This is a genomic window from Paraburkholderia sp. BR10923 (assembly GCF_040948765.1).
Lineage (GTDB): Bacteria > Pseudomonadota > Gammaproteobacteria > Burkholderiales > Burkholderiaceae > Paraburkholderia > Paraburkholderia youngii.
Genome location: NZ_JBFPKO010000052.1, coordinates 1 through 20,455 on the forward strand (window position 1 = coordinate 1; position 20,455 = coordinate 20,455).

The following is a 20,455-nucleotide window of genomic DNA, read 5'->3' on the forward strand; positions in this document are numbered from 1 at the left end:
TGACGGCGTAAATGCCGGAATCAACAGTTCCAGCGCCGCCCACAGTTCGTTGCTGATTTTTCTTCTGGACATGCGCCCAGGATACGAAACCTATGGCTTGATGTCCAGGTTGTGTTAGCCGCTCTAAACGATGCCGACGTGCCGGCGCCGCGCTGGAAGAGGAGGGAATGGCTTGATCCAACAGCAGACTATTGAGAGGCACATCACACTCCGCTCGAGACGATCCCAGGATCTGCTTTACGCAATGCGGGCAACTTCGCTACCGATCTTCGAGCGATAAATCGTTGTTGCGAGGACTACAGGTATCGTTATTCCCTCAAGACGCGCTAGCCGAATTAGGTATGCAAATTAGCGCATCTGTAAGCAACTTTAGCGGGAAAATGTGAGCTGCAAAATATTCTTGGTGGAATCGAGACCATGCATATGATCCGCAAAGCTCAGGTGAACGATGGAGATATGGCACACTTTCTCCCGTCCAGCAACTCTACTCGCTCTTTGCATAAATAGTTCTATTTTGTTCGTCTACCCATGGCGCGAGAAGATGGTGACCAAGGCGTCAACCCGACGTTGTGTTAGCGACTCCTCGCGGAAATGAAGCGATTTTGTTGCGGTAACAACAAATATTGTCCGGTTTGTCTGCTTTGTCTGTTGGCGCCATCGGTGAATGGCTTTAAGGGTATTTGACGGTCTCTGGTTTTCTACTGGCACTGGCTTATTGGTATGGATTTCGCGTACAAGCAAAGGACTTAAAGTACTTTTTCAGAAATATGTTACTTGCGTGAAAATCAGACGGTAAATTCGCCTGCACGCGGAGTGCTCAATGAAACCTATCAGCACGGCCCAGCGGAATTTACCGAAACCACCGCCATGTCCAGTTCGACGCCAGGCAATCACCGGGCTAATTACGATCCCGCAAGCGCTAGTGATGTGTGTCGGAGTCGTGATCGCAGTAAAAATGACCTCGGGCTAGGGCATATTAATGTTCAGCGGGGACGTCGCCAACCCGTACGCCATGCGCCTGTCCTTGATAACCATGACGAAAATCTGGCGATTTCTGTGTCACCGCCTCGCTTTTGCGAAAAAGCACGAGGCTCAACCACTCAGGAGATTACCGTGTCATCTATCAACTGGAAAAATGGGCAACTCATCACCCTTGATCCTGGCGATACCGCGACGTGCCAGACCCTCACCGGCGGTCAACTCTACGGGCTCATTTTTTACAATGCAGCGGCAAATGACGCTGGCGCGAACATCTCCGTCGTATGGAGCCAGTCGCAACCTCCCGTAACCGTAAGCGTGCCGGGCACGACGGCAAATCAGGGCCTTGCTTCGGTGCTGTTCGTAAATGGCTCTGACACCACTACCGTGTCGGCTGCGATGCTCGAGGGTCAATTGGGCGCACGGGTCGAGGCCTATATCGCCAGCGTCTCAATGCCGGAGGACACGACCGGCATCATTAACAAGCCTCTGCCGGCAGATGGCAAGAACCATTTTTTCGAGAAGTTCAGCCGTTACTACACGGTTCCGGCCTCGCACTGGTATCAGGCGCAGATTCATAGCAATATCAACCAGTTCATTTCGATTCAGTTCGCCGAGGAGTCTGCCGTGGTGAACGTCGTGAATTCGGAGGCCGATCCGGCTCCGCGAATCCTGGCGGTGGGCCGCGCCAAGAGCCAGTACAATACGAACGTCAGTCAATATCAGACAATCTCGTGGTCTCTCCAGGGAAACGGGCAGCAGCTGGTCTTCGTCAATGCTGATAGCGTGCAGGACTCGCAAGGCACAAGTATCTCTCTCCAATCGCTGAGCGCTCAATACGCCTGATCCTAGGCATGCGGACTGCGTGAACGCTGGCATACGCAGTCCGAAATCATGTGGTTGTGCCATCACTGAGCGCAATGGACTTCCACTTGTTTAAAATCCCAAGGTACTGTCGCAATATGGAAGCTGGCCCGCGAGAGCACGAAAAATAGAAGACTACTTATGCAACGAGCGAGTAGAGTTGCTGGAGGGGGCCATATGCATTGGTCTCGATTCCCCCAGAATGATGCGCGCGGCGAAAATTCTCGATTCCCATCATTGGGCGGAGTCGACGTTTGACGGTCCGGCGATCTTGTTCGGCATTGGTTCAGATACTTCTTCTGGCGGATCCGGATCGGCACATCCGCTTGGCGTTGATCGCTTGTCAGGCAGCCAGATTCGATCCGTTCTTATCGATCGTCGACGGCCGGTCCCCAGCGCGGTGCGGGTAATTATGGGCAGCTCATGTAGGCACGTCACTCAGCAACGGTGTGCCCCGAGGGCATCGTGATGAAGCCTACGGATTTAACCGGTGGGTGCAACACAATGAGCGCTGCATGAGCGGTGGGAGTGTTGCAAATGAAAGAGCGACGCCGGATTTACTATAGCGAGAAGCAGAAAACGCTGATATGGGAACGCTGGCGGGAGGGTGAGTCGCTCCAGCGTGTCGCCCAGCTTTTCGATCCGCCCGCACTCGTCTGTGCAGGGATTATCGGCGAAACCGGTGGAGTCCGGCCGGTACAGCGTCATTGTTCGCTGCTGGCGGTACCATTCCCCGAGCGGGAGGAGATATCGAGAGCGCTTGTTGCGGGCGATTCGCTTCCCTTGAAATCGGTGGGCCACTAGAGCGTGTTAGGAACTTCGATTGAGACCTGGTATCCTGGCGGGATGAAAACAACGGACCGCAAAGGGTATCCGACTGATGTGTCGGATGAGGAATGGAGTTTCGCGGCGCCGTATCTGACGCTGATGGACGTTGACGCGCCCCAGCGCAAATACGAACTGCGCGACATGTTTGATGCATTGCGCTGGATGGCTCGTGCCGGCGCGCCGTGGAGGATGCTGCCCAATGATTTCCCGCCGTGGGAGTTGGTGTATCAGCAGACTCAACGCTGGTTGCAGGCTGGCTGCTTTGAGAGCATGGTGAGTGACCTGCGCTCGGTGATACGCGTGGCACAGGGCCGTCGGGGACAGCCCAGCGCGGTCATCCTCGATGGCCGCACGATACAGTCGACCTGCGAGAGCGGCCCGCGTGCGGGTTATGACGGTTATAAGTGCAAGCGCGGTAGTAAGGTACATATTGCAGTAGACCCGTTGGGACAGTTGCTGGCGGTGCACGTGACCCCAGCCAATGAACAGGAGCGCGCACAGGTAGCGGAGCTTGCGCGGCAGGTCCAGCAGGTAACGGGACCAACGGTCAAGGTGGCATTTGCCGATCAGGGATACACGGGCAAAGAGCCAGCGCAGGCTGCGTTCGACGAGGGCATTGACCTTCAGGTGATCAAACTCGAAGAAACGAAAAAGGGTTTCGTTCTGCTCCCCCGCCGGTGGGTGGTCGAGCGCAGCTTTGGCTGGCTCAACCGTTTCCGGCGTCTCGCACGTGACTATGAAGAGGTCCGGCCGGGATTCGCTAAAAATCCGCCATATCTCGGCCTAAGCTGCTGATTTGACTGCGAAATCGATGGTCGGATCGAGCAGTGGAACGGGGCATTGCAGATGCCGGCAGATAGTCTCCGAGCCGGTTGACATGCCCTCGCCAGTACTGCAGCGACGTCTTGAAAATATTAGCGTCGACCAGATACCAGTTCTCGTGAGCTTCTTTTGGCTTGCGTGACATCCGCAGCACGTTGCACAGGATCCTTCACTTTTCGTTTCGCTTCGGCAACGGCTGGCCGGGCACGAGTATCTGGCGAGCGCGATATCGACGTACATGCAGGACGAGGAATGTTCGCCGCCCGCAGCGGCGATGAAGGCGCGCGAGCGCTGGCAGTTGCGTCTCGCGCTATCGATTGACCCGGAGGAAACCTGATGTACCTACATTCGCGCGCGCAATACTCGTATAGCGTCGAACCGCCCTTTATCTGCATCATCGATCACAACGATGGCGCGCGCTCCGTAACCAATGACGCCGAGCGCGTCATCGCCGATCTGCTCGCCGATGGCTTTCGCGTTGATGAGTACGTCATCATCTATCAGGACAGCGAGGGCGTATGGGATCGCATGCTGACCGCAGACGGCGCCTTCCTCTGCTTTGAGTCTGTCTGCGAGTTAAAGAGCAGGCGAAGCGCGTCATCAATGGCGAGGCGCCGTATAGCCCGTCAATCTGAGGGGCGGCAGTGGTCTGTTTCTCGGAGCCCGGCGGCCCCGATATCAAAAGGGAAGGGTCTGAAACATGACAACGAAGACGACAACCATTAGCGCGAAGCCGGTCTATCTCGACCTGCATGCGGCGGCGACATTCGTATCGCTATCGGAAGCGACGATTCAAAAGCTGGTGCGCGAGAATGAGTTCCCGCCGCCGCGCAAGATATCCGCGAATCGGGTGGCCTTTCATGCTTTCCAACGGCGTCGTCTATGCAGACCTCGCGGTACCGACTACTTCAGCCGGCTCGACACTGGCAAAACCATCCAACGCCTGCTCAAGCGGCTTGCCGATCTCGGCTACGACTCGCAACCGGCCCCTTCCTCATGAGCGCTTCTTACCAGCAACTGGTTGCGTGTTTTCAAAAACGAAAACGCGCAACCAGTTGAAAGTCATACTGCCTGGGCGGTATTAGAGAATCACGCGGACATCAAAAAAACATTTTATATCTATGTGATGGGCGATCGGTGCCATGATGGCAGCAATCCCATAGGGCCTGCAGTCTCGATCTTTGCTTGTGTGCGCACAGGGGGTTTTCGGGATTAGACAAGGGTATGACGCGTTTGGCTGGCGAGAGTGCGATTCTCCGGTTCCGTCACCTCCTCGCAACACACGGCTTGGCCCCGTGATACGCACGCTGGTCAATGAGATCCTGAGCGAGCAAGGCTTGATGCTGAAGGCAGGGTCGGCGGTCGATGCGATCTTGATTTCGGCACCCAGTTCGACAAAGAACGGCTCTGATACACGGGGCCCGGAGACGCACCAGATGAAGAAGGAACCAGCAGCAGTTTGGATAGACGAAGGCTCGGTATCGAGGGTTGATGAAGAGCACCGCGCAGATCACGACACTGTTTGCACTGGCCAACCGTTGAAAGGCGCGCAAGGCTTTACGCGAAACGTGAAAAGCCCATCGGTCTCGGCAAACGGAGGTCGTCATGCTTCGAAAGCCGGGCGACCACTGCGCTGGATCGTACGTGCCGGTGCCCCGTGGCGTTTGTTACCCAATGACTTTCCGCCGTGGGAACTGGTCTACCAGCAGACGCAACGCTGGATTCAGGCGGGCTGCTTCGAGGCCATGGTGAGCGATTTGCGTTCGATCATCCGGGTCGCCCAGGACCGCCGTGGTCAACCCAGCGCGGTCATCCTCGATGGCCGTACGCTGCAGTCGACGTGCGAAAGCGGCGCACGCGCAGGCTACGACGGATACAAACGCAAGAAAGGCAGCAAGGTACATATGGCGGTGGACACGTTGGGACAACTGCTCGCGGTGCATGTGACGCCGGCCAACGAGCAGGAGCGCGCGCAGGTTGGAGAACTGGCGCGTCAGGTTCAGCAGGCCACGGGCCAGACGGTCAAGGTGGCGTTCGCGGATCAGGGATATACCGGCGAAGAGCCCGCACAGGCGGCGCTTGACGAGGGGATTGAACTTCAGGTCATCAAGTTGCCCGAGGCGAAAAAAGGCTTCGTGCTGTTGCCGCGCCGCTGGGTGGTTGAGCGCAGCTTCGGCTGGCTCAACCGCTTCCGCCGACTCGCACGAGACTACGAGCGATTGCCCGAAACTCTGGCTGGCTTGCACTTCGTCGTCTTCTCCGTGCTTATGCTTGTTCACTTTGCAACCCTTAGCAAAAGTGCCTAACACCCTCTAAGCGTCGATCATACCGACACACAGGCTAAAGCGATGTATAAGGCAAGGTCGATCGCATTGCTTCATGTATTTCTTGTGGGATCTCTGTTTCTAAAGCCAGCATTCGGTCAGGAACGACTCTATACGAATGCCGACGGTAGCAAAACGGACAGCCTGGAGCAAGCCGCCAAATCTTGGGGCAACGATAAAGAATTCAAGGCGAGCTGGTCGGCTGGCGCGATGAAGGCGCAATACGCGTATGCGATGGGGTTTACCGGAAGAGGTATAAAAGTCGGGGTGCTGGATTCAGGCGTCGATACGACACATCCCGAACTGTCAGGGCCTCGGATCCATCCTGTGTCTACTATCGGTACATACTATGAAGACGGGTTCCAGTTTTATGCCGACGATTCGACGATCCCGGTCAAGAAGGGTGACGTATTCAATGTTCCCGGATCGCATGTCGATGATGTGAATGACTCGCATGGAACCGAGGTAAGCGGAGCCATTGGTGCCGCACGAGACGGCAAAGGAATGCAGGGTGTCGCGTTCAATGCAGATGTTTATGTCGCGAACACCAATGGGACCGACGACAATCGTGAGCATGGCTCCAACCGCCTAGACTACGGTTACTTTACTGCTGCCTATGATGCCTTGGGAAAAAGTGGTGTTCGTATCGTCAATCAGAGTTGGGGTCAGAATTCTCCCATTCCGGCAGAGAATCTCACAGACAATGTTGACCAGTTAAAAACCGCGTACCAGGGATTCGCTAAACGCGCGCGCGAAGGTTCGAAAACTTGGATAGATGCAGCCGCAGAGGCCGCCACGAAATATCACTATATTGAAGTTATTTCCGCGTCGAACGACCCTCAGAGAAATCCGGATGTGCTGGCCGCGTTGCCATACTATCGTCCGGAAATTGAAACGGACTGGTTAGCCGTGTCCGGTTATTCCCGCAACAATGGGCAGGTTTATAACCAGTGCGGTGTTGGAAAATGGTGGTGTCTCATGGCGCCGACCGTGGCGATGGCCCCCAAAGCTGGAGGCGGCTATGACCCCCGCTTCAACGGCACATCCGCGTCTGCTCCATACGCCTCCGGTGCGCTTGCGCTGGTCATGGAGCGTTATCCCTATCTGACTAGCGAGCAGGCGTTGACGGTATTGCTCACGACCTCGCAAGAGATGGTTTCGGATCCCAACAAGGTCGACCCTTCGAAACCGCTCGATCAGCTTCCCTACGACAACAGTGGTAGTTACGGCAATCTTACTGCATTGATCCCGGGTAATACGCACGTGCCCAATGCGGTGGCAGGCTGGGGGCTCCCAGATCTACAGAAGGCAATGAACGGCCCCAGCCAGTTGCTGGGTCGGTTCCATGTTAATTTGCCTTCTGGCATGTCGGATGTATGGTCGAACGACATTTCGGACATTGCACTCGCCGCGCGTCAGAAAGAAGACGCAGCAGAGCATCAATCGTGGCTCGATACGCTGAAAACGAAGGGCTGGACGCAGGGACTGCCCTCGAATGCGAGCGACAGCGACAAGACAGCGTACGAGATCGGCACCGCGCGCGAGTCTGCTTACCAGACACGTGCCTATGAAGGTAGCCTGACAAAGTCAGGCAGTGGTCTGCTGACCCTGTCGGGGAACAATACCTATCGCGGGTTAACAACAGTTGACGGCGGGGAATTGCGGATCGACGGCTCGATCGCCTCCGGCGCGATGGTCAATGCAGCTGGACGGCTCACAGTGAACGGCCGGACGGCTGATGTTGCGGTGAACGGTGGCGGCGCAACGATCGCCGGCACAAGCGCACAGTTGTCGATCGACCAAGGCGGAACCGTAGCCGTAACGAATACAGGGAGGACGGGTGACGTGTTGCTGGCACGCGGCTTTGCGTCGCTCGACGGAGCAAGCGGCAACGTCGCGGTCGGTAACGGAGGGGGCGTTAGCGGCAACGGCGCACTGCAATCTCTGAACGTGAATGAAGGAGGAACGGTCGCCCCTGGACATTCGATCGGCCTGTTGAAAGTAACGAATGACGCGAATTTCGCAACAGGATCAACCTATGCGGTCGAACTTTCGCCGAGCGGAGCAAGCGACCGGATCGACGCAGGTGGTAAAGCGCGTATCGCGAATGGCACGCTCAGCCTTGCGCTTGAACATTCACCCCCACCCCTTAGTCTCGAACAGTCACGCTCGATTCTGGGTCAGCGTTTCGACATTTTGAACGCCGCAGGAGGCGTCGAAGGTCAGTTTGCGACGCCTGGTGGCTACCTGTTCGTGTTGCCGTCGCTCGCATATGGTCCGACGAGCGTCAGTCTCACCGTGAATCGAAGCGCGACGCCGTTCGCGAGCGTCGCGGGTACGGATAACGAACGCAGTGTCGCTCGCGCGATGGAGACACTGAACCCGGGCAGCGCAGTGTACAACAGTGTGCTGTTCGCAACCTCCGCACAGGTGCCACAGGCAACATTTGGACAACTGACGGGTGAAATTTATCCTGCCGCCTACGCGACGCTCATCAATGAAAGCCGTCAGGTACGCGACGCGGTGTTCGGGCGGCTCTGGGCTACGCGTGATGCCGCCTCGACACAGTCAGGCGCTTGGGCGCGCCTGTTGGGCTCGTGGGGGGGCGCACGGGGTGCTGGCGTCAATGGATACACCAGTTCGACAGGTGGCTTCCTCGCGGGTGCAGATGCAATGGTGCACTATGGTGTTCGCGTGGGTGGCCTCGCCGGCTACAGCCATAGCGGCGTCAATCTGCGTGACCAGCCGTCGTCTGCATCATTCGACAGCTTTCATCTCGGTGCATATGCGGCCTGGCAGCCCAGCGCGCTCGGGCTGCGCGCGGGCGTAGAGCACGCGTGGCACCGCGGTGGCATGGATCGCTATGTGCAGTATGGCGCGACGTCTGAGCACGAAAGCGGCACGCTGAACGCAGAAACGACCCAGGTGTTCGCCGAGACCGCTTATCGTCTAAACCTTAGCGGAGCAGCCGACGTGGAGCCGTTCGGGCAGCTCGCCTATGTTCATTTGAACAATCATGGAATGGCCGAGACAGGCGGTGCGGCCACGCTGCGCGCTCAGGAAGGCAACAACGATGTGTCGTTTACAACGCTCGGCATGCGCGGCACAATGCAGTTCACGCTGACATCGATGATGCAGCTTACGCTGCAAGGGAGCCTCGGCTGGCAGCACGCGCTGACGAGCGGCCGTCCGGTTGCGACGCTTGCATTCGCTTCTGGCAGCGACGGTTTCTCGGTCGCGAGCGTGCCGGTTGCGAAAGATGCGGCAGTGCTAAGCGTGGATGCTCGGATCGATATCGGCAAGAATGGACGCCTCAGCATCGGATATTCGGGTTCGCTGGCTAGCCGGCAATCCGATCATACGGTGCAAGGCAATTTAAACTGGAAGTTCTGAAAAAGCGAACCTCATTGTCACCGCAATGGTTGCAACTAATGTGAGCCCCTATCGATGGAACGCAAGCCAGAGACCGATGATTGCAAGCTCGGTCGCAAGCAATGTGAGCCCACGGCTCGCCGTCAGTCGCAACCAATTCGAGCCGAAAAAGCCGATGATTGCGAGCCAGACTGGTTTCGATTGCAAGCCGCTACAAGTACTCGTCCGATCTTGGCGCGCTTTTCGGTGCCATCGACGGACAGAAGTTCGCTGCCGCCACTCCGACCGCAAAGGCGAGGCACTCGCGCAAATATTTCGGTCGCGAACGGGGAGTCGTCGCCTTTACCTCCCTCACCAATCACGTTGCCACACTCACCAACCTCATCGGTGCGCACGAGCACGAAAGCCATTACGTCTTCGACCTCTGTTATCACAACACGACCGATATCGCGTCGACGATTATCACCGGAGACATGCACAGCATCAACAAGATGAATTTCGCGGCCATGTACTGGTTCGAGATGGACTTTGCGCCGCGCTTCACCAACCTGCAAGCACAGCTAAAACATCTGTTTTGCGGCGACGACATCGAGCAGTACGACAATTTCCTGATCAAACCCGCTGGACAGATCGACTTGCTCGCCATCTGCGACGATCCGTGTGTCTTCGAACAGATCATCGCGTCACTCAGCGTGAAGGAAATGAGCCAGCAGGCACTGGTTCGCAAGCTTTGCGCATTGTCTCCACGTCACCGCACGCGCCGTGCCGTCTTCGAGTTCGATAAACTCGTGCGCAGCATCTACACGCTGCGCTACATGCGCGACCCGCAACTGCAGCGCAACGTCCATCGTTCGCAGAACCGGATCGAAGCGTATCACGCGCTGCGCGGCTTCATCGCCGAGGTCAGTGGCAGAAAGCACCTGATCGGCAAGACCGATCACGACATTGCGATCAATAACGAGTGCGGCCGGCTGCTGGCCAATGTCGTGACCGCCTTCAACTCGGTACTGCTCTCACAACTGAACGCTACCAACGGGAGGGAAATGAGAAGGCGCTCGCGATGCTGAAGAAGATTTCTCCGGTGGCGTGGCGGCACATCCACTTCCTCGGGCATTACACGTTTCGCAACGAGAACCCGATCGACATCGCGGCCATGCTTGCGGGTCTCGACCTTCTCTAACCACCTGAAATCAAAGGACTTCCAAAATTTCTGCGGTTCCGGCTTACAACCCCCGGTAGTTCCGCAACACAGTCACGCAGACCGCTGGCAGGGGAATCGCGCGCGTCTTGCGTCCTTTGCCGAGCACAGTCAGCGTCCAGCTGCCGTGGTCGTCGACGTCAAGCTTCGGCAACTGCGCCTCGTCGGACCACACGAGTTCGACCAGCCGCACACCGGCATAGCGGTACAGCGCCCAGATCGCGCAACGCCGCGCGCTCACCAGGGAATCGCCGACCGCGACGGCTTCGTCCACCCACGCATCGCACGCAGCCAGCAGTACCGAAGGCAGCATGCGCTGCGGCGCGAAGCTCGCGCGCGAGCGCCCACCCCGTACCAGCCCGGCCGCAGGATTCGCGGTGAGATAGCCGGGTTCGGTCCAGTAGCGGAACAGGCTTGCAACGACAGCCAGCGCACGGGACTGCAGCGCTTCCGACAGCCTGCGCGTCGTGTCGCCCACCGTGTCAGAGGCAGGCTGGCGCAGCGCCTGCCGGTAGGCGAGCAGGTCATGGCGCGTCAGGTCGGAGAGCGGACCGAGCTGTCGCGACTCGCTGCGTATTCCACGCCAAACCGAACGCTGATTCCACGGCTGCCCGAGCGCGAATTCCACGCGCAACCGAGCAGTAAGCTGGAGGGCGGCGACGCGGATAACCATGGCACGCTCGACGATTTTGTCGGGCGGCCGAATGTCGAATAAAAGGTTATCCATGCGTCAAATCAGGGAAGTGCTGCGCCTGCGCTTCGTGTGTGAACGTAGCCAGCGCGAGATCGCGACGACGATCGGCGTGTCGAGCGCGACGGTCTGGGACTACTTGGACCGTGCGCGGCGTGCGCAACTTGACTTCGGGAAGGCCAAGTCGATGGACGATGCCCGACAACCTGAAGTCCGGCGTACACAAGGCCGACTTCTACGATCCGGTTCTTAACCGGACCTACGGCGAGATGGCTGCCCATTACTCGATGGCGATCATCCCGGCACGCAAACGTCGGCCCCGCGACAAGGCGAAGGTCGAGCAGTCGGTGCTCCTGGCACAGCGCTGGATTCTGGCCCGACTGCGCAACCAGCGGTTGTTCAGCCTCGACGAAGCCAATCGCGCAATCGCCGCGCTGCTCGTCGAACTCAACAACAGGCCATTCAAGAAGCTGCCCGGCTGTCGCCGCAGCGCCTTCGAGGAACTCGACCGCCCGGCACTTCGGCCGCTGCCAGAAAGGCCTTATCAGTATGCACAGTGGAAAGTTGCGCGTGTGGGCATCGATTACCACGTCGAGCTCGACGAACACTATTACTCGGTCTCGTACTGCCACGCCCGGGAGCAGGTCGACGTGCGCCATACGAAGACAACGGTCGAGATCTTCCTGCGCGGTCAGCGTATTGCCGCGCATGCGAAGAGCGAGCGCCGCGGCCATCACACCACGATCGCTGCGCACATGCCGCCGAATCATCGGGCCGCCACCACGGAGTGGAATCCGCTACGGCTGATCAGCTGGGCCACCGACATCGGTCCGCACACCGCTGCGGTCATCGAACACCTGCTTGGCGGTCGCCAGCATCCTCAGCAGGCTTACCGCGCCTGCTTGGGCGTGCTGCGCATGGGCAAGGACTACGGCCGTGCGCGGCTGGAAACCGCCTGCCAGCGCGCCATTGATCTAAAGGCGCCGAGCTACCGGTTCATCGCCTCAACGTTGAAGAATGGTCTGGAGAGCAAGGCCGATGCGCCCGTCGCCCAGACCGAACTGCCGCTCGTGCACGCCAACGTGCGCGGGCCGTCCTACTACCACTGAAAGGAGATCATCGACATGCTGCATCACCCGACCGTTGAGCGACTGCACGAGCTGCGCCTGTTCGGCATGGCCGCGGCACTGGCCGACCAGCAATCCCAGAACAGCATCGATCAGCTCGGCTTCGAGGAGCGCCTCGGACTGCTCGTCGAACGCGAAGCAAGCGAACGCCAGTCACGACTTCTCGCGGCGCGGCTGCGCCGCGCGAAGCTGCGCTTCCCTGACGCGGTACCGGAAGACATCAACTACCGTGAGCCCCGCGGACTCGACCGCGCATTACTCGCCCGGCTGCTTGCCGGCGAATGGATACGGGCGAATCAGAACGTGATTCTGGTCGCGCCGACCGGGCTTGGCAAAAGCTGGCTTGCATGCGCGATGGTCAACTAGGCGTGCCGCCAGGGCTTCTCGGCCTGCTATCTGCGCATGCCGAAGTTCAACGAGGAGATGGCCATCGCGCACGGTAGCGGCGGCTACGCGAAGCTGCTCGCGCAATGGGCAAAGACCGACATCCTCGTCATGGACGACCTCGCCATGGCGCCGCTGTCGGATCCGGCGCGGCGCGATCTGCTCGAGGTGCTTGACGACCGGCACGGCCGGCGTTCGACGATCGTCACCAGACAGATTCCAGTCGACAGCTGGCATGCCGCCATCGGTGATCCAACGCTTGCTGACGCGATTCTCGACCGGCTGGTTCACAACGCGCATCGACTCACACTATCGGGCGAGTCGATGCGCAAGCGCCGAAATGGTTTGACCACCGAAGACGAGAAGGAGTAAAAGAACTCACCCCGCGTCGCCACGTCCGCAGCGCTCGCTTTGCTGTGGAATCCCCGCTCGGCTTCACGTGGAATGCATGCTCGCTTTGCCGCGGAACGGCTGCTCGATTTGCGTGGAATACACAGACTCGCACCAGCCGACGAGCCGGCGCAGTTCGGTGCGGTACGCGCGCAGCGTATGCGGAGAGCGGCTCGCCCGGTCGCGCAGGAACAGCGCCACCGCCTGGGCGTCGTCGCCAACGCCCAGCGTATTCGTTGCGCCCGCAACGGCGGCGAAGCGCCCGGCGCGAGCCAGCCACACGACCAGCGGTTGGGGCAAGGACATCAGGGCCGTCGCCTCCCGCTTCAGTTCACCGGTCGCGACGGGCCTGGCGGCCTCGGTGGCCGGTTTGAAGCGCCGGCGATGCGTATGCAGCACGCGGGCCAGCACGACATCGGGCTCTGGCGCCTCACCGGCGGCAACCGTGCGCACGCGGCCGCGGTCCCAGTATTCGACGGCCGCCTCGTGATCGAGCAGCACGCGCATGATGGCTGGACGGGCTGCCTTCGCGTCGGCAGCGAGGCGTAATGCTGCCGGATCATGGCGAGTGTCCAGCGCGTATGGACAACGTGACCCAGTGCGTCGGCCACGTACGCGATGGCAGCTTCCACCCTGGCGGGTACACGCTGCGGTGGCGTGGTGCCGTGATCGATCCAGCCGGCCGGATGCAGCGTCTTCATGCTTTTTTCGGCCGCGTGGCGCCGCCGCCTTTCGGCGTGGCCTTCGTGCGCCGGGCCGTCGCGAGACCCGCGGAGGCGGCCGGCGCCCGACGCGGCGCCTCGCGCGCCGACACCACGCGCATCAGCTCGTCGAGCTGTGCATGTTGGCTCGAGTTGACGGCCTTCAGCGCGAGCGCCTCGCCGACCGCCTGCTGGCGTGTCGCGCGCTCGCTGGCGAGCTCCGCCTCGAGCCGCTCGTGCTCGCCTTCGAGCGCGGCAATGCGCCGCTCAGCAAATTTCAGCTGCGACACGAACTGCCCGTGTTCCTTTTTCAGGGCCTCGCGTTGCTGGGCAGTTTCCTGCAGCAGCTGTTTCGATAGCGCTTCGTATCGATGCTGGCTCTGCGCCAGGCCTTCTGCGTGGGCTCGCTCGATCGTTGCCCGTCCTGCAACGGCCGCATCGAGCCAGGCCTGTCGCTCCCGCTGCGCCTCGTCGAGCGCGACACAGCGTTCCTGGATGTGGGAGTGCTGCGCCCGCAGGTCGGCCAGTTCCGCATCGCGACCAGCGAGGGTCGAACGCAGCTCGCTAACTTCCTGCCGCAGTAATCGACCCGCAGCTCGGCGTCGGTGCGCGCCGCATCGGCCGCGGCGATTGCCTGCTGTGCCTCGGCCTTCAGGCGTACGACGTCATCAAGCTGGACCGTGACAGCTGCCTGCCAGAGCGCACACATCTGCTCGGCGATGTCGGACGGAATGCCGGGGATCGCGATATCCGCGAGGCCCGCGCGCACGACTTCGCATGCAACTTGCCTGGACGTTTGCGGGGCCGGCCGTTCAGGCCCGCCCCCGCCGGAATTGCATCGAGCGTGGACCCGAATGCCATCGAGTCGTGCCGGTTGGCGCCGGTGACCGTGATGGCCAAGGGAATACCTCGTGCGTCTACGACGATGTGCCGTTTCGACCCGAGCTTCCCCCTGTCTGTCGGGTTGCGGCCGGTTTCCTGGCCCCCCGGGGGCTGGATACGCTGGCGCCGTCAATACTGGCCCGTTCCCAATCAATCTGGTCATGTTCACGCAAGCGGCGAAGCAGCGCGAGATGCAGTTGCTCCCACGCGCCTGCGGCCTGCAAGTCCCGTAGCCGTCGCCAGCACGTCATGCCACTGCCGAAGCCAAGCTCTTGGGGCAGCTCTTCCCATGGAATGCCCGTTTGCAGCACATACAGGATGCCGTCCAAGTGTCACGGATCGGCGTAATCGAGCCGGGGATGATCGGCATAATGAGGCCACTCAGATTGGCCCCGAAACGCGATGTCGAAGGGTTTCAAGAATGCGGTTTTTTGCCGGATTTGGCAACCGCATGTTCGCCGTTTTCAGGCATCGGTTTGGGCTTGCGGAAGCTCTCGCCCTCGATGACGACGCGATAGGCACCATGGCATAGCCGGTCAAGCGTGGCGGCGCCAAGGACACGATTGTCGGGGAACGCGTCGCCCCATTCGCTAAGGTCGAGATTCGAAGTCAGGATCGAAGCTGCCCGCTCATACCTGGCGGCAATCAGATCATGGAAGTCCTCGTCGTGGGGAGCTCGAAGAGGTTTGAGGGCGAAGTCATCGACGATCAGCAGCGGTACGCGCACGAACTGCTGGAACTTGCGTTCATACAGACCCGTGGCGCGCGCCGCGTGCAGTTTCTTGAGCAGGTCGGTCTGCGTGATGAACAGCACGTCGCGCCCCTGGCGGGCCGCGCAGTGACCAAGCGCCTGTGCAATGTGGGACTTGCCGACGCCTGTTTGGGGTTCTACGCCGGAATCCCAGAAAATTCCGTCATCACGACATTGAGAGCGTCAATCGGCTTGTTTGCTTGGGGCGTGACGCGCGCCAAAAGCCTGCCGCATCTGTCTGGCGCTGGATTTCATCGCCGTGCAGGTACATCGGACGGACCATCACGCGGGCCGCAGTTCGATGAGATTGTCGAACAGATCGAGGCCATCCTGACAGTCTCGACAGACCCAATGTAGCATCGGCCCGACCGGATCCGGATGGTCGCTGAAGGCCGTCAGCGCCGCATCGTACTGGGCATCGGTCGTGGTCGAGCGCATGATGCGCTCGAGATTGGACACGATACCGTCCAGGCTGCACTCGCCGATGTCAGCCTTGAATGCCGTGACGCCACCCGACGGATTGACCGCAAAGAAGAAAAACGCCTTCGTCTCAATCATGTGCGACAGGATCGTCCTGGCGATCGCATTGCCCGGATTGATCAGGGCGTTGAAGATTCGATAGCCGTAAAACTCGAAGCCGAAATGCACGACCTCGAAGTCGTCGGTACCGCGTACCGAATGCCCGAAGTTGAAGCCACCGCGCGTGAGGTCTTGTGGAATATCGTCGACGGGACGCAGTGCCAGGCAGACATAGCGCGTTTGGCCCTCGGCCACGAGCCCCATGGCAAAGCAAGGCGCTCGCTCGGCCAGCAGGGCCTCGACAAAATTCCGGTTCATGCGTAGCGTGGGCAGCATCAGGATTCCTTCGTCGGGAGGATAAAAATTCGCCGCTCTGCTGCTCATCGGCGTCGAACATCAATGGCTACTCGTCGTCGAGATCGAACAGCGCGCGATCTGCCGGACGGAACAGGAACTCGTCCATCATCGCGCGGAAATCCGCAACATCCCACTCGCCGCGGTCGACACGGCGCAGCAACGCCTCGCCGGCCAGCATGATCTTTCGCTCGCGATCCGCGCGCGTTTGCTTGACCTGCTGGCGCTGTGCCTTGGCGGCTGCCTTGCGGGCTGTCTTGATTTCCTGCAGCTTGTCGTCTGTCGCGGCGAGGCGACGTTTCAGCATGTTCATCCTGAAGTCCTGTGCGATGAATCAGTTTGCGCTGACAGCCGCCATATCGGCGGGCGTCGGATCGGGGGCGAAAGTACGCCAGGATCGGCTAAGACCTTGTGGGGTGGGCGTTTGCGGAGCGCAGTATTTGTGGTTCGACGAGACTCCACCCGTTACCTCCTGTCGTAATCAATGCACGGCGTCTGACCTCAGGGAGGCCAAGCTCGCCAAGGCGTCAGCCAGCCACCTGGACCGTTCGCACGGGGCCGTCGTCGCTTCCGTTGCCCGGTTGCGTTGCATGATAACGTACGCTTCCAGAAAGGCCTGCCCGAACTGCCGTGCCCGCTTCACATCGTCGGTATGCAAGTAAATCGACGTGGTCGAAATCGAGGCGTGACGCAGGTTATCCCGCACGGCGCTCAGCTCGACGCCCTTCGCAATCGCGTGGGTTGCATGGGTATGCCGCCTATGTCTCCGAAGACATAGTCGTCATACGCACGCGACACATGCCCTCGCTGGCGGCGCCACGCTGACGAGCGTGAGAGACAACCTACGTCACGCGTCGATTTCGACGACCTCGGTCTACCTGGACGACGACGAACTTCAGCGCATGCGGCAGATCGAAGGCATCTTCGCACGGCGGGAGTCTCCTTGACGATAGCCCATGATCCGGTCTATCCGGTTCTGCCCGCTGTACCCAGTGCGGCAGAACTGGCGGCGTTCACCCCCACGCCTACCGAGCTCCGCTATGTACGGCGGCAGGTTCGTCAGGAGTCGACCACGGTCCTGTTCACGGTCCAGATGAAGCTGCTGCAGCGGCTCGGCTATTTCCCGATGCTGCTGGACGTTCCGACCGTCCTTCTCGATCACATTCGTACAGCACTCCGGGCACGACCACTGCCACGGGCGGCCGTGTCGCGCTACGATAAATCGGGTACGCGGATCCGGCACCAGAAGCTGCTTCACGCCTACCTCGGCATACACCCGTTCGACAACGACGACGTGGCATGGCTCGCCGAACTTGCGCGCGAGGAAGCGCAGACGAAGGCCGAACTACCCGACATCATCAATGTGCTGATCGAAGAGCTGGTCAGGCGCCGCTACGAGCTGCCGCCGCTTGCGACGCTGCAGCGGATCGCCGCGCAGGGGCGCAATGCTGTGAACGAGGGCATTTACCGGGACATCACTGGCGGGCTCGATAACACGCTGAAAGGCCGACTCGATGCGCTGCTCGTTGTCACGAGTGGCAAATCCGGCTGGGAGGATCTGAAGCGGGAGCCAAAGAAGCCGACCACGCGTGCGGTCGCCTGCTTCCTGAAGCACATTGATGGCATCCGGGCGCTCGCTGATGGATTACCGAAATCGCCCGGGAGGCTGTCGGTCAGCAAGCGGGAGCAACTCGTCATCGAGGCACGTGCGCTTGATGTCGCGGAACTCCGGTCGCTCAAAATCAACAAGCGCTACGCGCTCGCCGTACTGTTCATCCAGGCACAGCTTCAGAAGGGGCTCGACGACGTCGCCGAGATCTTCATCAAGATCATGCGCAAATACGAAGCGTACGCGAAGACGAAGCTGCAGAAGTATCGGATCGACCACGCCGAGGCCGTCGACGGTCTGGTCGGGCAATTCCGCGACGTGCTGCAGATTCTTCAGGACGATGAAGTGTCGGAGCGTCAACGGTTGTCGAGAATTCGCGCGGCGCTCGGCGACCCGGCCGCCACGCTCGCGCAGTGCAACGATCATATCGCCTACGCTGGATATTTCGATCTGCCGTTCATGCTCGTTCCGTACAAGAGTCAGCGTTCGCTCCTGTTCCAGTGCCTCGACGCGCTGCCGCTGCGCTCAAGCTCGCAGGATCGGTCGGTACTGATCTCGCTCGCCTGGCTTCAGGGATTTCGTGCCGCGCATCGCGAATATCTCCTGCTGACGGAGAATGACCTCGCCAGCCTGCCGCTGGACTGGATGCCGGAGAAGTGGGCACGGGCCGTCTTCCCGCATGGTCGCGATAGTCGCATGTTGCATCGGCGATTCTTCGAACTGTGCGTGTTCCACCAGATCATGCGCGAACTGAATTCGGGCGATCTGTATGTCGAGGGCAGCGATCACTACGACGATTATCGAATTCATCAGGTCCCTGACGAGGAATTCCGGCGGGAGCTGCCGCACTATTGCGAGACCGTGGGATTGCCGATGGATGGCAAGACCTTCGTGAAGAATCTGCGCGAGCAACTAACTGGGCGTCGCGCTGGACGAGACCGATGCCGGCTTCCCGGAGAACGACAGCATCGAGATCGGCGATGACGGGTTGATCATCCACAAACCCGGCAAGGAGCCCGAACCACCCAATATCACGCTGATCGATCAGGCTATCAAGGCGTCGATGCCCGAGCTCAGCATCCGGGATTTGCTCACCGAGACAGAGCAGTGGCTCGATCTTCATAAACTGTTCGGACCGTTGTCCGGCTTCGACGCGAAGATCGACGACCCGCGCAAGCGCTTCATCAGCACACTGTTCTGCTACGGCTGCAATCTCGGGCCCAGCCAGACCGCGCGCTCGGTGAAGGGCCTCAGCCGCAAGCAGGTCGCGTGGCTGAACCTGAAGCACGTCACCGAGGAACGGCTCGACAGGGCGATCGTGAAGGTCGTCAACGCATTCAACCAGTTCGCGTTGCCAGAAATACTGGGGTAGCGGCAAGCACGCATCGGCCGACGGTACGAAATGGAGCCTGTACGAGCAGAATCTGCTGTCCGAGTATCACTTCCGCTACGGCGGTTACGGTGGAATCGGCTACTATCACGTGTCCGATATGTACATCGCGCTGTTCAGCCATTTCATCCCGTGTGGTGTCCACGAGGCGGTCTACATTCTCGACGGGCTGATCGAGAACGGCGCCGACATCAAGCCGGATACGATCCACGGCGATACCCAGGCACAGAGCGGCCCTGTGTTCGGACTGTCGTATGTGATGGGCATCGGATTGATGCCGCGCATGCGCAACATCAAGGACCTTGTACTTTACAAGGCCGACAGGCGCCGCAAATACGAACACATCGACAGCCTGTGCCGGCAAACAATCGACTGGAGCCTGATCGAGCGACACTACGCCGACATGATGTGCGTGGCCGTGTCGATCAAGGTGGGCAGGATGACGCCGTCGACAATCCTGCGCCGCCTCGGCTCGGAGAGCACAAAGAACAAACTCTATTTCGCGTTTCGCGAGCTCGGGCGCGTGATCCGGACGCTGTTCCTGCTCAAGTACCTAAACGATCCGGAACTGCGCCGCACGATCCACGCGCAGACGAACAAAAGCGAGCAGTTCAACGATTTCGCGCAGTGGTTGATGTTCGGCGGCGAAGGCGTGATCGCCGAAAACGTCCGGCATGAGCAGCGCAAGGTCATCAAGTACAACCACCTCGTGGCGAACATGGTGATCCTGTACAACGTGCAGTGGATGTCACGCAAGCTGAAGGAGTTGCAGGAGAAGGGGCACCCCCTCGACGCCGAGGTGCTCAAAAGCCTGTCGCCCTATCGACGCGAACACATCAACCGGCTTGGGGATTATCTGCTGGACCTGCTACGTCCCGCCTTGCCGCTCGATCCGACCATCGATTTCTACTTTAAATCAGCAGCTTAGGCCGAGATATGGCGGATTTTTTACGAATCCCGGCCAACCCTCATGAACGGCTCCCCGAAACTCTCGCTGGGCTTCATTTCGTCTTCGCAATGCTCATGCTTGTCCACGCCGTGTCAGTACTTCAAAGTTCCTAACACGCTCTAGCCACACCGGCCAGTTGCATCCTGCAGACCACCCGCACGATTTGACATAAACCAATTTATCAACATCAGCTAGTGTAGCGGCTAAGTTGTAATGTCCGCTTCTGGCCAAGTTCAAATGTCCGCTTTTGCGCCGCGTAAGCTGTCCTGCCGCCGGTTGTCCGGCACGGGGAGCTTCGATGGCAGTAATAGAACGGATAACG

The 20,455-nt window shown here is 59.7% G+C and carries 14 protein-coding genes and 13 pseudogenes; 15 read left to right on the forward strand and 12 right to left on the reverse strand.

Features of this window, described 5'->3' with window-relative positions; genetic code table 11:
- Positions 1-834: 834 nt before the first annotated feature.
- Positions 835-943 (reverse strand): annotated as a pseudogene (locus AB3X94_RS39550) (IS5/IS1182 family transposase); the annotation flags it as partial.
- Positions 944-1,113: 170 nt separating this feature from the next.
- On the opposite strand from AB3X94_RS39550, the gene AB3X94_RS39555 reads away from it, so the two are divergent.
- Entirely contained in the window at positions 1,114-1,824 is a 711-nt protein-coding gene (locus tag AB3X94_RS39555) for a hypothetical protein (protein ID WP_184228874.1), read from the forward strand.
- A 226-nt stretch (positions 1,825-2,050) separates the two neighbouring features.
- Here AB3X94_RS39555 and AB3X94_RS39560 read toward each other — a convergent pair.
- Positions 2,051-2,221 (reverse strand): annotated as a pseudogene (locus AB3X94_RS39560) (DDE-type integrase/transposase/recombinase); the annotation flags it as partial.
- Positions 2,222-2,379: 158 nt separating this feature from the next.
- Between AB3X94_RS39560 and AB3X94_RS39565 the strand changes: the two are divergent.
- From AB3X94_RS39565 to AB3X94_RS39600, 8 genes and pseudogenes are all read left to right on the forward strand, one after another.
- Positions 2,380-2,646, forward strand: coding sequence for a hypothetical protein (locus AB3X94_RS39565; protein ID WP_368594160.1), 267 nt, complete (start codon positions 2,380-2,382; stop codon positions 2,644-2,646).
- 42 nt (positions 2,647-2,688) lie between these two features.
- Positions 2,689-3,417: pseudogene (locus AB3X94_RS39570) on the forward strand (IS5 family transposase); the annotation flags it as partial.
- 411 nt (positions 3,418-3,828) lie between these two features.
- Entirely contained in the window at positions 3,829-4,218 is a 390-nt protein-coding gene (locus AB3X94_RS39575) for a hypothetical protein (RefSeq protein ID WP_368594382.1), read from the forward strand.
- The gene (locus AB3X94_RS39580; protein ID WP_368594383.1) at positions 4,193-4,492 is read left to right on the forward strand and encodes a helix-turn-helix transcriptional regulator; all 300 of its coding nucleotides are present in this window, start codon (positions 4,193-4,195) and stop codon (positions 4,490-4,492) included. Before AB3X94_RS39575 ends, AB3X94_RS39580 begins: the two co-directional genes overlap by 26 nt.
- A 176-nt stretch (positions 4,493-4,668) precedes the next feature.
- Positions 4,669-4,919, forward strand: a pseudogene (locus AB3X94_RS39585) (IS5/IS1182 family transposase); the annotation flags it as partial.
- Positions 4,920-5,120: 201 nt separating this feature from the next.
- A pseudogene (locus AB3X94_RS39590) lies at positions 5,121-5,798 on the forward strand (IS5 family transposase); the annotation flags it as partial.
- A 42-nt stretch (positions 5,799-5,840) separates the two neighbouring features.
- A complete protein-coding gene (locus tag AB3X94_RS39595; RefSeq protein WP_368614334.1) occupies positions 5,841-9,209 on the forward strand; it encodes an autotransporter domain-containing protein in 3,369 nt (1,122 codons plus the stop codon).
- Between the two features lie 158 nt (positions 9,210-9,367).
- Positions 9,368-10,255, forward strand: a complete 888-nt coding sequence (locus tag AB3X94_RS39600; protein WP_368614335.1) for a Tn3 family transposase — start codon at positions 9,368-9,370, stop codon at positions 10,253-10,255.
- Positions 10,256-10,411: 156 nt separating this feature from the next.
- Here the strand turns inward: AB3X94_RS39600 and AB3X94_RS39605 are convergent, their stop codons facing one another.
- Positions 10,412-11,059, reverse strand: coding sequence for a hypothetical protein (locus tag AB3X94_RS39605; protein WP_368614336.1), 648 nt, complete (start codon positions 11,057-11,059; stop codon positions 10,412-10,414).
- A 52-nt stretch (positions 11,060-11,111) separates the two neighbouring features.
- Here AB3X94_RS39605 and AB3X94_RS39610 point away from each other — a divergent pair, with 52 nt between their 5' ends.
- The 3 genes and pseudogenes from AB3X94_RS39610 to istB all read left to right on the forward strand — a co-directional run bounded on the left by AB3X94_RS39610 (position 11,112) and on the right by istB (position 12,960).
- Positions 11,112-11,330: a sigma factor-like helix-turn-helix DNA-binding protein gene (locus AB3X94_RS39610; RefSeq protein ID WP_368614337.1), complete on the forward strand. Its 219-nt coding sequence runs from the start codon at positions 11,112-11,114 to the stop codon at positions 11,328-11,330.
- Positions 11,272-12,186, forward strand: a pseudogene (locus AB3X94_RS39615) (IS21 family transposase); the annotation flags it as partial. The gene AB3X94_RS39610 and the pseudogene AB3X94_RS39615, both read left to right, overlap by 59 nt.
- Positions 12,187-12,201: 15 nt before the next feature.
- A pseudogene (gene istB / locus AB3X94_RS39620) lies at positions 12,202-12,960 on the forward strand (IS21-like element helper ATPase IstB).
- Positions 12,961-13,023: 63 nt separating this feature from the next.
- Here istB and AB3X94_RS39625 read toward each other — a convergent pair.
- Together AB3X94_RS39625 and AB3X94_RS39630 are read right to left on the reverse strand one after the other, a co-directional pair.
- The gene (locus AB3X94_RS39625; protein ID WP_368594174.1) at positions 13,024-13,485 is read right to left on the reverse strand and encodes a hypothetical protein; all 462 of its coding nucleotides are present in this window, start codon (positions 13,483-13,485) and stop codon (positions 13,024-13,026) included.
- 190 nt (positions 13,486-13,675) lie between these two features.
- Positions 13,676-13,969: a hypothetical protein gene (locus tag AB3X94_RS39630; RefSeq protein WP_368594173.1), complete on the reverse strand. Its 294-nt coding sequence runs from the start codon at positions 13,967-13,969 to the stop codon at positions 13,676-13,678.
- Positions 13,970-14,050: 81 nt separating this feature from the next.
- Between AB3X94_RS39630 and AB3X94_RS39635 the strand changes: the two genes are divergently transcribed.
- On the forward strand, positions 14,051-14,263 hold the full coding sequence (locus AB3X94_RS39635) for a hypothetical protein (RefSeq protein WP_368594178.1): 213 nt from the start codon (positions 14,051-14,053) through the stop codon (positions 14,261-14,263).
- 59 nt (positions 14,264-14,322) lie between these two features.
- On the opposite strand, the pseudogene AB3X94_RS39640 reads toward AB3X94_RS39635, so the two are convergent.
- The 6 genes and pseudogenes from AB3X94_RS39640 to AB3X94_RS39665 form a co-directional block, all read right to left on the reverse strand.
- A pseudogene (locus tag AB3X94_RS39640) lies at positions 14,323-14,388 on the reverse strand (hypothetical protein); the annotation flags it as partial.
- Between the two features lie 65 nt (positions 14,389-14,453).
- Positions 14,454-14,920: pseudogene (locus AB3X94_RS39645) on the reverse strand (IS5 family transposase); the annotation flags it as partial.
- Positions 14,921-14,976: 56 nt separating this feature from the next.
- A pseudogene (locus AB3X94_RS39650) lies at positions 14,977-15,441 on the reverse strand (ATP-binding protein); the annotation flags it as partial.
- A 153-nt stretch (positions 15,442-15,594) separates the two neighbouring features.
- The gene (locus tag AB3X94_RS39655; protein ID WP_368594172.1) at positions 15,595-16,167 is read right to left on the reverse strand and encodes a hypothetical protein; all 573 of its coding nucleotides are present in this window, start codon (positions 16,165-16,167) and stop codon (positions 15,595-15,597) included.
- A 67-nt stretch (positions 16,168-16,234) separates the two neighbouring features.
- The gene (locus AB3X94_RS39660; RefSeq protein WP_368594171.1) at positions 16,235-16,498 is read right to left on the reverse strand and encodes a hypothetical protein; all 264 of its coding nucleotides are present in this window, start codon (positions 16,496-16,498) and stop codon (positions 16,235-16,237) included.
- Positions 16,499-16,795: 297 nt separating this feature from the next.
- Positions 16,796-16,942: pseudogene (locus AB3X94_RS39665) on the reverse strand (tyrosine-type recombinase/integrase); the annotation flags it as partial.
- Positions 16,943-17,128: 186 nt separating this feature from the next.
- Here AB3X94_RS39665 and AB3X94_RS39670 point away from each other — a divergent pair.
- Positions 17,129-20,112 (forward strand): annotated as a pseudogene (locus AB3X94_RS39670) (Tn3 family transposase).
- 41 nt (positions 20,113-20,153) lie between these two features.
- Positions 20,154-20,246 (forward strand): annotated as a pseudogene (locus AB3X94_RS39675) (IS5/IS1182 family transposase); the annotation flags it as partial.
- Here AB3X94_RS39675 and AB3X94_RS39680 read toward each other — a convergent pair.
- A partial coding sequence (locus tag AB3X94_RS39680) for a hypothetical protein (RefSeq protein WP_368614338.1) occupies positions 20,206-20,455 on the reverse strand: 250 nt, incomplete at its 5' end. The pseudogene AB3X94_RS39675 and the gene AB3X94_RS39680 overlap by 41 nt on opposite strands.

Coding starts and splice junctions, on each gene's coding strand:
- AB3X94_RS39565 (WP_368594160.1), top strand. CDS start 2,380: ATGAAAGAGCGACGCCGGATTTACTATAGCGAGAAGCAGAAAACGCTG.
- AB3X94_RS39575 (WP_368594382.1), top strand. CDS start 3,829: ATGTACCTACATTCGCGCGCGCAATACTCGTATAGCGTCGAACCGCCC.
- AB3X94_RS39580 (WP_368594383.1), top strand. CDS start 4,193: ATGACAACGAAGACGACAACCATTAGCGCGAAGCCGGTCTATCTCGAC.
- AB3X94_RS39595 (WP_368614334.1), top strand. CDS start 5,841: ATGTATAAGGCAAGGTCGATCGCATTGCTTCATGTATTTCTTGTGGGA.
- AB3X94_RS39605 (WP_368614336.1), bottom strand. CDS start 11,059: ATGGTTATCCGCGTCGCCGCCCTCCAGCTTACTGCTCGGTTGCGCGTG.
- AB3X94_RS39610 (WP_368614337.1), top strand. CDS start 11,112: ATGCGTCAAATCAGGGAAGTGCTGCGCCTGCGCTTCGTGTGTGAACGT.
- AB3X94_RS39625 (WP_368594174.1), bottom strand. CDS start 13,485: ATGCGCGTGCTGCTCGATCACGAGGCGGCCGTCGAATACTGGGACCGC.
- AB3X94_RS39635 (WP_368594178.1), top strand. CDS start 14,051: ATGCTGGCTCTGCGCCAGGCCTTCTGCGTGGGCTCGCTCGATCGTTGC.
- AB3X94_RS39655 (WP_368594172.1), bottom strand. CDS start 16,167: ATGCTGCCCACGCTACGCATGAACCGGAATTTTGTCGAGGCCCTGCTG.
- AB3X94_RS39660 (WP_368594171.1), bottom strand. CDS start 16,498: ATGAACATGCTGAAACGTCGCCTCGCCGCGACAGACGACAAGCTGCAG.